Origin of the sequence: Paraeggerthella hominis (genome assembly GCF_021044775.1) — a bacterium.
Classification (GTDB): domain Bacteria; phylum Actinomycetota; class Coriobacteriia; order Coriobacteriales; family Eggerthellaceae; genus Paraeggerthella; species Paraeggerthella hominis.
This window is the reverse complement of record NZ_JAJNOQ010000006.1, coordinates 104,631-117,403: the sequence shown is the minus strand read 5'-3', so window position 1 is coordinate 117,403 and position 12,773 is coordinate 104,631. Positions and strand designations below refer to the sequence as shown.

Annotated in this window: 11 protein-coding genes; 4 read left to right on the top strand and 7 right to left on the bottom strand. The window is 60.3% G+C overall.

What is annotated here, in order from left to right:
• The first annotated feature begins 57 nt into the window (after window positions 1–57).
• The 4 genes from LQE90_RS08120 to LQE90_RS08105 all read left to right on the top strand — a co-directional run bounded on the left by LQE90_RS08120 (window position 58) and on the right by LQE90_RS08105 (window position 4,755).
• Window positions 58–2,505 carry a DMSO/selenate family reductase complex A subunit gene (locus tag LQE90_RS08120; RefSeq protein ID WP_216529383.1) on the top strand — a complete coding sequence of 816 codons (2,448 nt, stop codon included), beginning with the start codon at window positions 58–60 and terminating at the stop codon, window positions 2,503–2,505.
• A gap of 15 nt (window positions 2,506–2,520) precedes the next feature.
• Entirely contained in the window at window positions 2,521–3,153 is a 633-nt protein-coding gene (locus LQE90_RS08115; protein WP_114567389.1) for a DMSO/selenate family reductase complex B subunit, read from the top strand.
• A gap of 124 nt (window positions 3,154–3,277) precedes the next feature.
• On the top strand, window positions 3,278–3,904 hold the full coding sequence (locus LQE90_RS08110; protein WP_216529382.1) for a 4Fe-4S dicluster domain-containing protein: 627 nt from the start codon (window positions 3,278–3,280) through the stop codon (window positions 3,902–3,904).
• Window positions 3,901–4,755: a dimethyl sulfoxide reductase anchor subunit family protein gene (locus LQE90_RS08105; RefSeq protein ID WP_216529381.1), complete on the top strand. Its 855-nt coding sequence runs from the start codon at window positions 3,901–3,903 to the stop codon at window positions 4,753–4,755. Before LQE90_RS08110 ends, LQE90_RS08105 begins: the two co-directional genes overlap by 4 nt.
• A 64-nt stretch (window positions 4,756–4,819) precedes the next feature.
• Here LQE90_RS08105 and LQE90_RS08100 read toward each other — a convergent pair whose 3' ends face one another.
• The 7 genes from LQE90_RS08100 to LQE90_RS08075 form a co-directional block, all read right to left on the bottom strand.
• Window positions 4,820–5,299 carry a MogA/MoaB family molybdenum cofactor biosynthesis protein gene (locus LQE90_RS08100; RefSeq protein WP_114567392.1) on the bottom strand — a complete coding sequence of 160 codons (480 nt, stop codon included), beginning with the start codon at window positions 5,297–5,299 and terminating at the stop codon, window positions 4,820–4,822.
• A gap of 183 nt (window positions 5,300–5,482) precedes the next feature.
• Window positions 5,483–6,739: a molybdopterin molybdotransferase MoeA gene (locus tag LQE90_RS08095; protein WP_216529380.1), complete on the bottom strand. Its 1,257-nt coding sequence runs from the start codon at window positions 6,737–6,739 to the stop codon at window positions 5,483–5,485.
• A 275-nt stretch (window positions 6,740–7,014) separates the two neighbouring features.
• Entirely contained in the window at window positions 7,015–7,467 is a 453-nt protein-coding gene (locus LQE90_RS12575; protein ID WP_500797189.1) for a DUF6198 family protein, read from the bottom strand.
• A gap of 74 nt (window positions 7,468–7,541) precedes the next feature.
• Window positions 7,542–8,954 (bottom strand): YlbE family protein, encoded by a 1,413-nt coding sequence (locus tag LQE90_RS08090; protein WP_216529379.1) that lies wholly within the window; start codon window positions 8,952–8,954, stop codon window positions 7,542–7,544.
• A gap of 15 nt (window positions 8,955–8,969) precedes the next feature.
• Window positions 8,970–10,514, bottom strand: a complete 1,545-nt coding sequence (gene fdrA, locus LQE90_RS08085; RefSeq protein WP_216529378.1) for an acyl-CoA synthetase FdrA — start codon at window positions 10,512–10,514, stop codon at window positions 8,970–8,972.
• A gap of 21 nt (window positions 10,515–10,535) precedes the next feature.
• Window positions 10,536–11,423 (bottom strand): oxamate carbamoyltransferase subunit AllH family protein, encoded by an 888-nt coding sequence (locus LQE90_RS08080; RefSeq protein WP_216529377.1) that lies wholly within the window; start codon window positions 11,421–11,423, stop codon window positions 10,536–10,538.
• A 20-nt stretch (window positions 11,424–11,443) separates the two neighbouring features.
• On the bottom strand, window positions 11,444–12,706 hold the full coding sequence (locus LQE90_RS08075) for a hypothetical protein (RefSeq protein WP_216529376.1): 1,263 nt from the start codon (window positions 12,704–12,706) through the stop codon (window positions 11,444–11,446).
• Window positions 12,707–12,773: the final 67 nt, after the last annotated feature.

Genomic DNA, 12,773 nt, shown 5'->3' with positions numbered 1-12,773 from the left:
GGTTTCCGGTACTTTTGACCACGGCGAGAGGAACAACCATAGTCAGAGGAGGGAACTATGACCGTACACGAATCGACGCTATCGCGCCGCACGTTCGTCAAAGGGTCGCTCGCGGGCGTCGCGCTCGCAGGAGCTGCCGGGTCCGCGCTCTACGGCTGCGCACCCAAGGCCGAGGAAACCGCGAAAGACGGCGCCGCCGCGACAAGCGACCAGATCGCTTGGAGCCAGTGCAACGTGAACTGCGGCGGCAACTGCGTCTTCCAGTGGCATTCCCGCGACGGCAAGATCGTCTACATGGAATCCGACAACACGGGCGACGCCGACCTGCAAGCGCGCGCTTGCCTGCGCGGCCGCTCCATGCGCCGCTGGATCAACAGCCCTGACCGCCTGCTGTATCCCATGAAGCGCGTTGGCAAGCGCGGGGAAGGCAAGTTCGAGCAGATTTCCTGGGACGAGGCCATCGACACCATTGCAAGCGAGCTCAAGCGCGTCATCGACACGTACGGCAACGAAGCCATCTACGTGAACTACGCCACCGGCATGTACTCGACCACCGGGCGCAACCCCAGCAAGCGCCTGCTCAGTCTGCTAGGCGGCTTCATCAACCAGGGCTACGATTACTCCACGCACATGATGTCGGCCGTCATGCCGTACATGTTCGGCAGCGACAAGGAGAAGGGCAGCGTTTACAGCCCGTACGACAACGTGAACGCCTCCTCGTTCTCCGAGGCCGAGCGCGCATCCGACCTGGTGGTCATGTTCGGAAACAGCCCCGCCGAAACCCGCATGGGCGGCGCGAACGCCGTGTGGGACTTCGCCAAGGTGCGCGAAGCCGTCAACGGCCGCGGCGGCAAGATCATCAACATCGACTACCGCCTGAACGAGTCTGCATCGGGCCATCCGGACGAGTGGCTGCCCATCCGCCCCGGCACCGACGCTGCGCTGTGCTCCGCCATCGCGCACGAGTGGATTGCCAACGGCCAGGTGAACAAGGAGTTCCTGGACAAATACTGCGTCGGTTACGACGAGGACACCATGCCCGAGTCCGCCAAGGGCCAGAACAAGTCCTACAAGGACTACATCATGGGTACCGGCTACGACATGATTGAGAAGACCCCCGAGTGGGCCGCCCCCATCACGCAGATCTCGGCGGACAAGATCCGCGAGCTGGCCGCTGCCATCGCCGCCGCCAAGGCTCCGTTCATCTGCCAGGGCTGGGGATCGCAGCGCCACACCAACGGCGAGGACACGGCCCGCGCCATCAGCATGCTGCCTATCCTGATCGGCCAGCTGGGCCTACCGGGCACCAACACGGGCCAGCGCGAGGCCGAGCCGCCCACGTACTTGGTCGGCTCCCTGCCGTTCAAGAACCCCATCAAGACCGCCATCCCCGTGTACCAGTGGGTGAACGCCGTCGACCACGGCAAGGACATGACCGCCACCAATGCGGGAATCATCGGCGCCGACAAGCTGGGCAGCGACATCAAGTTCCTGTGGAACTACGCCGGCAACTGCATCACCAACCAGCACGGCGACATCAACTACACGCACGAAGTGCTGCAGGACGAGAGCAAGCTCGAGTTCATCTTGGTGTGGGACACGGTGATGACCGACTCCGCCAAGTACGCCGACATCCTGCTGCCCGACGCCATGCGCTCCGAGCAGCTGAACATGCAGACGCAGGGCTACTCCGAGTACTACACGGCCGTCGTGGTGGGCGGGCCCGCGCAGGAGGCTCCGGGCGAGTGCCGCACCAGCTACGACGTGTGCGCGGACATCGCCGACAAATTCGGCAAGAAGGACGAGTACACCGAAGGCCGCACGCAGGAGGAATGGATACAGCACCTGTACGAAGAGGGCGCCAAGGCCGACGGCAAGATGCCCACGTGGGACGAGATCAAGGCGCAGGGCATTTACAAGCGCGCGCTCGAGCCGTCCATCGGACTGAAGGACTTCCGCGACGATCCGGCGAAAAACCCGCTGGGCACGCCTTCCGGAAAGATCGAGATCTACTCCGAGCAGCTGGCGACCATCGCCGCTACGTGGGAGCTCAAAGAGGACGAGGTCATCAACCCCATCCCCGTATTCACGCCTGGCTTCCAGGGATACGGATCCGTCACCGACGAGTACCCGCTGTACTGCTCGGGATTCCATCACAAGAGCCGCACGCACTCCTCGTTCGGGTTCATCCCCGAGCTTGAAGCCGTGGCCCGTCAACAGCTGTGGATCAACCCGATGGACGCCGATCCGCGCGGCATCAAAGACGGCGACAAGGTGGCCGTGAAGAGCCCGGCAGGCGAGATCCGCATCGAAGCCAAGGTGACGCCGCGTATCGTGCCCGGCACCATCGGCATTCCGCAGGGCGCTTGGCACAAGGCCAACATGAGCGGTGACCGCGTGGACGAAGGCGCATGCGTCAATACGCTGACCACGTACAAGCCCACGCCGCTGGCAAAGGGCAACGGCCCCGCGCACTCCATCATCGCTCAAGTCACCAAGGCATAAAGGGGGGAAGACGACATGACTCAGTATGGATTTTACTTCGATAGCACGCGCTGCACGGGTTGCCGCACCTGCGAAATGGCGTGCAAGGACTACAAGGATCTGCCCGTCAACATAGCGTACCGCCGCGTATACGACTACGAAGGCGGCTCCTGGACGGACGCGGGCGACGGCACGTTCACCTCCGACACGTACGCATACCACGTGTCGCTGGGCTGCCAGCATTGCGAAAAGCCCGCTTGCATGGCGAAGTGCCCGCAGGGCGCCATCGTGAAAGACCCCGAAAACGGCTTGGTGCATATCGACGACGAGAAGTGCACCGGCGTGGGGGCCTGCGTGGAGACGTGCCCTTACAACGTGCCCATCGTCAACAAGGAGATCGGCCGCGGCGTAAAGTGCGACGGCTGCGCCGACCGCGTGGCCGAGGGCAAGAGCCCCATCTGCGTGGAGGCATGCCCGCTGCGCGCGCTTGAGTTCGGCGACATTGAAGAGCTGCGCGCGAAGCACCAGGGCACCGTGGCCGGCATTGCGCCCATGCCCTCGCCCGACACGACGAACCCCTCTATCGCCATTCTGCCTTGCCCGGCGGCGAAAGAGCCCGGCGACAAGACCGGCGCCATCGCCAACGAAAAGGAAGTAACGCTGGCATAGACCGACGAACCAAGCACCCCTCCCCGGCCGGCGCGCTGCACTCAAGCAGCGCGCCGGCTTACCGTTATAATAGGCCCAGACGAGAGGGAGCCGACAACCAGCCGGCCGTACGGGAAGCGATGCCATGCCACGGGGATTTTTCTTCGACAACACAAGATGCACGGGATGCAGAACCTGCGTCCTTGCGTGCAAGGACTACCACGACCATGGCTCCGAGCTGGCATTTCGCATGGTTCTTGACTACGAAGGCGGCGGCTGGACGCGCACCAACGACAGCACGCTTTACCAAGATGCCTACGCATATCACATCTCCATCGCCTGCAACCACTGCAACAGCCCGGTATGCACGCAGGTATGCCCCACCGGCGCCATGCACAAAGACGATCTGGATTTGGTGTGGCCGGACGTACGCAAGTGCATCGGATGCGGCTACTGCACCATGGCCTGCCCCTACCATGCCCCCCGCATCGATCAAGAGCTGAAGCGATCGAGCAAGTGCGACGGATGCCGCACGCGCGTCGCGAACGAGCAGGCCCCCATCTGCGTGGAAGCATGCCCCGTGCGCGCGCTCGACTTCGCAGCGGCGGGCACGCTGGCCGAGCGGTACCCCACCGCGGTACGCTCCATCATGCCGCTTCCTTCCGAGGATGCGACCGACCCCAACCTGTTCATACTCCCGTCGCCCGCCGCCGAGCGCGCGACGGACGGCGGCGGACGCATCGCCAACCGCCAAGAAGCGAGCATCGCATGAACAGCGGATTCGATTCGTTCTCGCTCGCTTTGTTCACCTCGCTTGCTCCGGCAGGCGTCGTGGCGTTCATCGTACTGGCTTGCGCGCGACTGGGCGTCCGCAACCACGAAGCCGCCGTGCGCATCGATCGCGTGATCGCGCTTCCGTTCTCCGTGGCGTTGATCGGGTTCATCGCTTCGGCAACGCACCTGGGAACGCCGGCAAACGCGCTGCACGTGTTTTTCGGCATCGGAAGATCGCCGCTGTCGAACGAAGTGCTCTCGGCTGTGGCGTTTTTGTTTCTTGTGGGATCGTACTGGATGACGGCGTTCAAGCAGCGCTTTCCCGATGCCGTGGCAAAGCCGTGGCTCGTGCTTTCGTGCATCGCGGGCATCGTGCTGATCGCGGCAACGTCCACCGCGTATTCCGTGCACACGGTTCCCACCTGGGACACGCCGTACTCGCCGGCGAACCTGGTTCTTTCCGCCCTGCTGGCTGGGCCCGTGCTGGGAATGCTGTTCCTGGAAATGGCCCACGCACGGCCCTTCGGCCTGGAAATCGGCTTGTTCGCTGCGGCCTGCCTGGCTTTGATCGCCGGTACTGCGGTACTGATCATGCACGATGCCAGCCTATCGCTTATAGCGAACAACGAAATTGCCGCCACTTCCCTGGCTCCACGATATCCGGCGGCTATAGCAACCCACCTTGTGCTTGGCGTTGCGGGCGTAGCGGCCGCCGGCTTCTCGCTTCGCCGCGGGCAGGCGGAACGTCTCACGTTCATTTTGCGCATTGCGGCAAGCGCCCTGGTGCTGGCCGCCGTGCTTGTCACGCGCATCGTGTTCTACAACCTACACATGACGGTAGGGTTTTAGAAAACAGCGGGCGTCGGCAATACCGAAGCATCGCCGACGCCCGCTTAGGCAGAGCCAGTCGAGTCTAGTGCCCGCCGCCCGCCATCATCTTGGCCGCATGCGGAAGAGCGGCCGCGATGCCGTCCCAATTCTCGCGAGCTGCCTTTTCGCTGCCAGGCAGATTGATCACCAAATGACGGCCCCGCTGCATGCACAGCGCGCGGGACAGCATCGCATACGGCGTGATGGCCAAGCTGTGCGCGCGCATAGCTTCGGCAATGCCCGGAACATTGCGCTCGCACACGTCCATCGTGGCCTCCGGCGTCACATCGCGCAAAGAAAGGCCGCTTCCGCCGCAGGTCAAAACGATGTCAGCATCAAGCTCGTCGCACGCATGCACGATGGCGGCCGAAATGTCCGCACGCTCGTCCTTCACCACGACGTGGCTTTTGCACTCCCAGCCGTTATCGGCGATGAGCGCTTCGAGGGCCGCGCCGGCCGTGTCTTGCTTCAAGCTGCGCGTATCGGAGCACGTGATAATAGCGAAGGTGATGTTTCGATCCATGGTAAACCTTTCTCACCGGTTGGCGTAGTCAGTCAGCGAGAGGGGCTGGGGTGCGCCGAATTCGCGGGATCGCGGAGGCGAAGCGTACCTTGGGTACGCGAGCTTCCGGGATCGCGCGAATTCGGTGTGCACCGGTCCCTCGCAGCGTCGAGCCGTTCCGCCGTTCGGCAGAACGGCGGAACCTTACAGGCAAACTTCCTCGTTGACGTCCAGCAGAATGCACCTGACCAGCGAGCCTTCCGTACGCCCCTCCAGGCCCTCGGGCAGCACGACCATGCAGTTGCTTTTCTGAAGGGGGCCGAACAAACCGGAGCTCTGGTTGCGAGCAGGCTCGACCACGTACTCCCCCGATTCGTTCTTGGACAGGGTGGAACGCAAGAAGATGCGACGAGGGTCGCGCTTTTTGGCGTCGCGCGCCAACTTGGCCATCACGGACGGGCGCTCGAAGCACGTATAGCCCTGCATTTTGCGCAGTGCGGGACGGATGAGCATCTCGAAGCCCACGTAAGCAGCCGCCGGATTCCCCGGCAGGCCGAACACGGGCGTGCCGTTCACCACGCCGAACGTCTGCGCTTTTCCCGGGCGCATGTTCACCGTGGTCATCAACAGGTCGCCTAGTTCTTCCACCACCGGCTTGATGAAATCGAAGTCGCCATTCGACGCGCCGCCGCTGGTCACCACGAAATCGAAGTCGCGCACCGCCGCGTTGATCGCCGCCGCCAAAGCCTCCTGCGTGTCTTCGACGATGGGCAGTACAACGGGCTTTGCACCAGCCGCGCGCGCCGAGGCGGCCAAGGCGTAGCTGTTCGAGTTGCGAATCTTGCCCGCTGCGGGGACCTCCGAAGGATCGACCAGCTCGGACCCGATGGAGATGATGGCCACGCGAGGACGCTGATGCACCGGCGCCTCAACCACGCCGCATCCCGCAAGAAAGCCTACGCCAGCAGGGTTGATAACCTCGCCGCGCTCAACCACCACCTCGTTGGCTTTAGCCTCCTCGCCCGCTTCGCGCACGTTCGATCGAAGCTTGGTCGGCTCGACGAAAGCAACCCGGCTGCTTGGCTTGCCATCGCCCGTAACCACCTTCACGATCTCGTACTTCACCACGGAGTCCACCGCATCGGGGATGGGGGCGCCAGTCATGATGCGCACGCACTGCCCATCCCGAATGGGACCGTCGAACGTGTCGCCCGCCGCCACTTCGGCGATGACGTCAAGCTCCATCGGAGATTCCGGGCTCGCATCGACAAGTTCGGCGGCCCGAACCGCGAAGCCGTCCATAGCAGAATGCGCGAACGGGGAAATGTCGATGTCGCTTTTCAAATTAGCTGCGGCAACCCGCCCGGCGGCGTCCAAAACAGGCACCGTTTCGGCCGGCAACGTCTCAACATGGGAAAGAACCAGATCACGAGCTTCTTCGACCGAAACCATTTCAAGCATGAGCATCCTCCCTACCAGGCGAGTCGAGCTTGCACGCGCAACCCCTCGCGCACAAGCTCGGCGCAACCGCTTATTCACTAACGCATATTATAGCGCTTAGAGGATATAGAAAAGCGGCGCGATTCCGGTTCGATGACCAATCTTTAAGCAATTGCAATCGACAGTCCGACCCCTACTCGACATGCGCGCACGACAAAGGCCGCCCCGAAGGACGGCCCCTTGCAACCACAACGGCGTCTTCAATCATCCGGTCAACGCCGATGGACCATCTGTTTTTATCCGTCAGCGCAAACGTCGCCGCTTCGCACGAATCCCTGCTCGTATCGGTGGCGGCATACGCTCCCGCCCCTATCGCAAACAGCAAAATGCTCACGATCATCGACAAAAAAAGAATTAATTGGAACGAATCCACCGTAGCTATGCACCCTTGAAAACGCATCTACGAACACGTTGCAAACTACCTGATGCACCAGAGTGCCCATTCGGCTCGGCCGTCTATCGCACAAGAATGCAAAACCTATCATGATCAGGGATGTTGCAAGAGAAGCCTGTCCCATGGCGATGCCGAACGTTCGGGACACGCTCTGCCGCAACACGACAAGCGCGACATTTCCGAAACCCGCTTCGATGGCAAGCGCGATGCCATACGCCGAAATGACAGATCCCGCCACCAAAAGCACAAGGCGCCTGGCCAGGTAAGGCCCGTCGCCAAAAAGCGCGAACCTCATCCCGTGTCTTGGCCGGGCGCCTCCCTTCAGCGAGATCGTACGCAGCTGCGGCACAGCACCGCCTGAACCAAACTTCAGTTCATACGGGTCTTCGCAAACGCAGCCAAAGCCCCCTCAAAACATTCGATCGGCGGATGCACGATGCCTGCACCCACTTGACCCACGCCCGGAACTCGATGGGCAATGCCCGTGTTGATAACCGGGAGCACGCCACTCTCCAGCACCTTCAACACATCAATACCCGTCGCCGTTCCCTTAAAATCAAGCGACGGTAACGAGAAGCCAGGATTTTCAGCCACGGTGATGTCCCCCATGCTCTCGGTGTAGCGTATCGCGTCGCCAACGGATCCTCCAACGAATTTAACGATGGCTGGAGACGCGCCCATGGCAAATCCGCCAATCCCCATTGTTTCGGTGATGGCGCTGTCCCCTAGATCAGGATTGGCATCCTCGGCTGAAAAACCAGGAAACAGCAAGCCCTCTACCATTTGGGCGGGCGCCGTAAACCAAGCGTTCCCCAAACCGCTTACCTTGATACCGAATTCCACACCATTGCGAGCCATGGCCGTAACCACGGTGGAATGCTCGATGCCCATCGCCGCATCGAGCGAGCACTTGCACGAAGGCATCGACAGGTTGAGAAAGTAATGCTCGTTCGCCACGATGAACCGCAGTACTCGTTGAGCCACGCCAACAGGCACGCCGCAATCCATCAACACGGGCGCCAGCTCCTTAATCAGTAGACTGGTAGCAGCCTTGTTTCGATTATGGCACTCATCGCCCATCTGCACGGCCTGCGCGATAATTGCCTTGGTGTCTATGCCGCCGAGCGCTTGGACGGCAGCGTCCATCACGGGAGCGAACTCCTTTTCTATCCAAGAAAGACGATCCAGCACCGAAGCGTCGAACGCCCCGAAACGCAGAACCTTTCCCAATCCTTCGTTGACCGTGCAATAAGCCTTCGTTCCGTATGGTTCGTTTTCTATGATATGAACAGGCATCGAAGGGGATATGATGCCTGCCATAGGCCCCACGGCATTGTGCTCATGGCATGGAGAGAACGTTATGACGCCGCTTGCCGCCAACCCGCGCGCTTCGTCCTCGGTTGCACACCGGCCTTCGTACAGGAGCGCGCCCACGATGGCGCCTTGCATAGTGCCGCACATGTCCCGCCATGCAATGGGTGGGCCGGCATGCAAGATGGTATCGTTTGTCATACCGGGAATCACATCGAGCGCGCGCGCAAGACCCACCAGTCTCGTCTGAGACGACATGATTCGGCGCACGGCTTCCTCATTCGCAGCCTGCACGGCATCGTCGTCCATCAGCTCATCGAGCACCTCGAGCAACGACGCATCCATAGCAGGAGGCTGCCATGCCAGCTGAATGACCGATTGCCCCTGCAGCTTGAGGTCTTCCGCAAAGTTGGGAGCCCCAATGTTCACAAATTTCAGAGCGGTGCCGAACAGATCATTGATTGCGTTCATGGTGTCACCTTCCGTTTACAGTACTTCGGCGGCCAGGAGCGATGCAGCCTTATTGCTGTCAGCGACCAATACGCCTTCTTGCTCGAGCAGCGCGCATTGGGCTGCCAGGTCCTGCTTGTCAGAGGCGGTTCCGCATACGTAACCGATGAAGAGCAGCTCGCGCCCTTGCGCCGCAGCAACCGCACGTGCCTCGCGAATAGCAGAAATGGTTTTGCCCACCGGATCTTCGTGCGAACCGAACCCCAGCTCGAAATCCAGAAGAATGACGCCCACGCTTGGATCGTGCGCTTGCTCGACGATCTTGTCGTTGCGCAGCGAAGGCTCGATCATGGGATGAGGCCGCCCGTTCGTGAACTCGTCATCGCCCATGTCCAGCAGCACGTTGCCCACGCACCCATCCGACCCATGCATCTCCTCGCCGGGCCGATGGGATACGTTGCTTTTCAGCGAGCCCAGGCGCGAGCGCAAGATAGACACGGACTCGGCGCACAAAGTGCCGCCGCAAAAGAAACCTCGAGCGAATTTCTGGTCGGGCAGGAAGCGCCCTTCCACGCGCGAGGCCATCGCATTCGCCCACGCATCCGGTTCACCAAAATCTTCTCTGGAAGCAACGTTTCCGTTGGCCAGCGCCACCGCCAAGACGGCTGTGTCGTACAAGTTGTCGCACAAATGGATATGCGGTGCGACGGCAAGACCCGTGTCGCCCTCGAGAAAGCATGCAACCACCGGACAATCCACCGTCTCCAGCAGATCAAGGATCTTCAACATCACAGTTTTCGCGGGAGGCTTCGATACGAGCACGATCACCTTCGTATCGCCATCTGTATCAAGCGCCTTGATGCCCTCGAGCATCATGATGCCGCCTACGGCTTCACTCAAGTCGCGCCCACCAGTGCCGACAGCTTGAGAAACGCCGCCTCCCATGCGATCGATCTGCACCATGACCTCCTGCAACCCCGTGCCCGACGCAGCAACAAGACCGATCGACCCGCGACGGACGCTGTTAGAGAAGCATAGGCCCACACCATTGAGGGCCGCCGTTCCGCAATCGGGACCCATAACAAGCAGTCCGCGAGCGGCTGCGTACTTTTTCAAGCGAAGTTCATCTTCAACAGGCACGTTGTCGCTGAACATCATGACATGGAGCCCCTGCCGCAACGCCAGCATGGCCTCTCGAGCCGCATACCGACCCGGGACCGATATGACGGCGATGTCACCCATGCCCTTTGCAGCCACTTGGCGCACCGTTCGATACTCCTCGACCTGCTCTTGCTTGGAAGCATCGTTTTTTCTGTTTAGCTTCTCGCGCACCGACGCAACGGCCTGCTCGCACTCCTCTTCAGTTTCGGCCATCACGGCAATGATGAAATCATTCGAACCGGCAGCCCGGACTTCCTCGGTGGCAAGCCCAACGTTCTCGAGTATCTCCTTGTTCAGCTCGGTAGCCATGGCTACAACAGCTTGTTCCACCCTGCCTTGTCCCTTGATCTCACTGCCAATGGACATCAGGGTCACCGAATCGAAGTACGAATTCTTCTGAACGATTGTTACGCAATGCATTATCGCGTCCTTTCCTCAGTTTTAATGGTTGGATACAAACTCCCAGAGCGCGCTTGCGGCTCCGGAGGCAAAATCGGCTCCAGATGTATGGCCGATTGCAAGAAGCTCGGAAAGAGCTGGACGCATATCCTGCGCATCCCGGAGCAAGGCGTTCACCAAGCGCAAGTGAGGCAAAGCAGAGCGAAAGGCGCATTCGCATATGAGCATCTGGCGGCTTACCGCCGTCGTAGCCTGCAGCACTCCCGGCTCCAGCAAATCCTTTACGATACGTGCGCGAACGGCCGCAGCATCGGGATGATCGATACTGCCAAGCATGCACAAGAATCCATCGATATAATCATCGCCCGAAGGAGTCAAGCCGATACCCGCTCCCACCAATCCTCGAACGGCCCCACCAACGGCGTCTCCTTGCATCGCCGTGCGCAGCAGGCGCATCGCCCGCCATTCGACACAGGCGGTCATCGGGTCCATCTGCCTGCTCTCCTTGAATCGACGGATGCGGTACCCTGCAAGACAGCCGCAATCGAAATCCCAAGAAACCAGATGCTCATCGAATGCACTTAGACCCGCAATCGCCTTTTCGCTGCTCCAAGGAAGAGCCGAACATCGCACGTCCGAAATCTCGCATGCCGAAAAACCAACCCGCAGCGAAGGAGCAAGCACAAGGTCGCCCCGCTCCCATACCGCCGTACATCCAGCAACAATCGGATGCGAGCGGAACGAGAATCCATCTTCCACTGTTGCAGTGCACGGAGCCGCATAGCTGCGATGGGAAACCAGAGAGTACACGCTGGACCCAAGCAGGAAGTTCACCGCATGGTCGAACACCTGCATCGTTTCAAGAGGCGTTCGGCTTTCCATGGCCTTTCGAAACTCCTCGTCGCACGCATGCGCTTGCAGCGTGAGCATGAACGCCCCCAACCGTACCCTTATGCGAAGAAGAACGAAACCGCGATCAGCAGGACAAGCATGCCAACCATGTACTTCATGTTGTTCTTCACGATATCCATTATGCTCTTGTCAAATCCATTCGAAAGCGCAACGACATTGATCTGAACAGGGCTGATTTGGGTTCCCAAGCCGGTAGCCAACGCAATAAGGCCCATGGCGATAGGAGAAAACCCCATAAGCGCCATGGTAGGCAGAATCAGCGTGAGCACACCGGCGCAATACGCGCCCGAAGGTATGGCGATCAAGAAACCGATGATCATAGCCACCGGAAGCATAATGAACGTCGGCACCGCGCTCGCAATAGAAGCAATATTGGAAAATGCGCCAATCTGCTCCATAAGGTTGATGAATCCCAAGAAGATGCCTACCGAGAACATGGTCGTCAGAATGAACTGAGATCCGTCGATAAGCGCATTGCAGGTTCCCTCGATGTCGAGCGGCGTGCACATGACGATGAGAATGCAGACGACGCATACGGTGACGGCGGGAACGATAACATGCGAGCCCACCAAGCCGTTGACCCAACCGCCAAGAACCACCATAAGCAGCAACACGATAACGGGAATGGATTGCACGAACAGCTTCGCATTGCTGACGGATTCCTCCACAACCCCCTCAGATGCCTTAGCCGCGCGATCGGCCACCATGGTGCCGCGACGGTACACCCCATAGAAGGCAAGGGCGGCTGCCAGCAACACCAACACGATAGTGAACGGCGTCATGATATTGGCGAACTCGACTACATCAATCCCAATATTCTCAGCCGTGACCACGCCCTGCGCGCCCGCAGGGGAGGTGATGAAGCACACGGCGCCCGCAATAGCCATGCCCGCAACCACTTCAGGGACCGCGCCGATGGCGGCAAACACCAGAGGTGCGATAACCATGGTATTCCCTGCAGACAAACCGGCCATGTACGTAGCGCAAGCCTGCACGACAACCAACACGGCGGCGAGCACGGCAAACTTACCCTTTAGCAGTTTTTCGCAGAGATTGACCAGCGATTTAAAGCAACCGCCTTTGCCGGCCATAGCCGCTGCCGCAGCGTACAGAATGGGCGCGACATTGCCGAACATGGTTCCCAAACCCTTGGTCATGGCACCGCCCAAATCGCCGAAGGAAATCCCGCCGATTATCATAGCGGCGAAGCCCCCGACAAGGCCCGCGAACAGCATGTGCTTTTTCATGACCAGAAGCACGATGATGACAGCGAGCGGAACAAGACTCAAGACAAATTGCATCTTCCCATCCTCTCTCTGGAATGGTTATGAGGTGCAGACTTCGGTTTTAGAAGGAGCCCCATGCCCA

Excerpts from the sequence above, each read along its gene's own strand:
- LQE90_RS08120 (WP_216529383.1), top strand. The coding sequence starts at position 58 with ATGACCGTACACGAATCGACGCTATCGCGCCGCACGTTCGTCAAAGGG.
- LQE90_RS08115 (WP_114567389.1), top strand. The coding sequence starts at position 2,521 with ATGACTCAGTATGGATTTTACTTCGATAGCACGCGCTGCACGGGTTGC.
- LQE90_RS08110 (WP_216529382.1), top strand. The coding sequence starts at position 3,278 with ATGCCACGGGGATTTTTCTTCGACAACACAAGATGCACGGGATGCAGA.
- LQE90_RS08105 (WP_216529381.1), top strand. The coding sequence starts at position 3,901 with ATGAACAGCGGATTCGATTCGTTCTCGCTCGCTTTGTTCACCTCGCTT.
- LQE90_RS08100 (WP_114567392.1), bottom strand. The coding sequence starts at position 5,299 with ATGGATCGAAACATCACCTTCGCTATTATCACGTGCTCCGATACGCGC.
- LQE90_RS08095 (WP_216529380.1), bottom strand. The coding sequence starts at position 6,739 with ATGCTTGAAATGGTTTCGGTCGAAGAAGCTCGTGATCTGGTTCTTTCC.
- LQE90_RS12575 (WP_500797189.1), bottom strand. The coding sequence starts at position 7,467 with ATGAGGTTCGCGCTTTTTGGCGACGGGCCTTACCTGGCCAGGCGCCTT.
- LQE90_RS08090 (WP_216529379.1), bottom strand. The coding sequence starts at position 8,954 with ATGAACGCAATCAATGATCTGTTCGGCACCGCTCTGAAATTTGTGAAC.
- fdrA (WP_216529378.1), bottom strand. The coding sequence starts at position 10,514 with ATGCATTGCGTAACAATCGTTCAGAAGAATTCGTACTTCGATTCGGTG.
- LQE90_RS08080 (WP_216529377.1), bottom strand. The coding sequence starts at position 11,423 with ATGCTCACGCTGCAAGCGCATGCGTGCGACGAGGAGTTTCGAAAGGCC.
- LQE90_RS08075 (WP_216529376.1), bottom strand. The coding sequence starts at position 12,706 with ATGCAATTTGTCTTGAGTCTTGTTCCGCTCGCTGTCATCATCGTGCTT.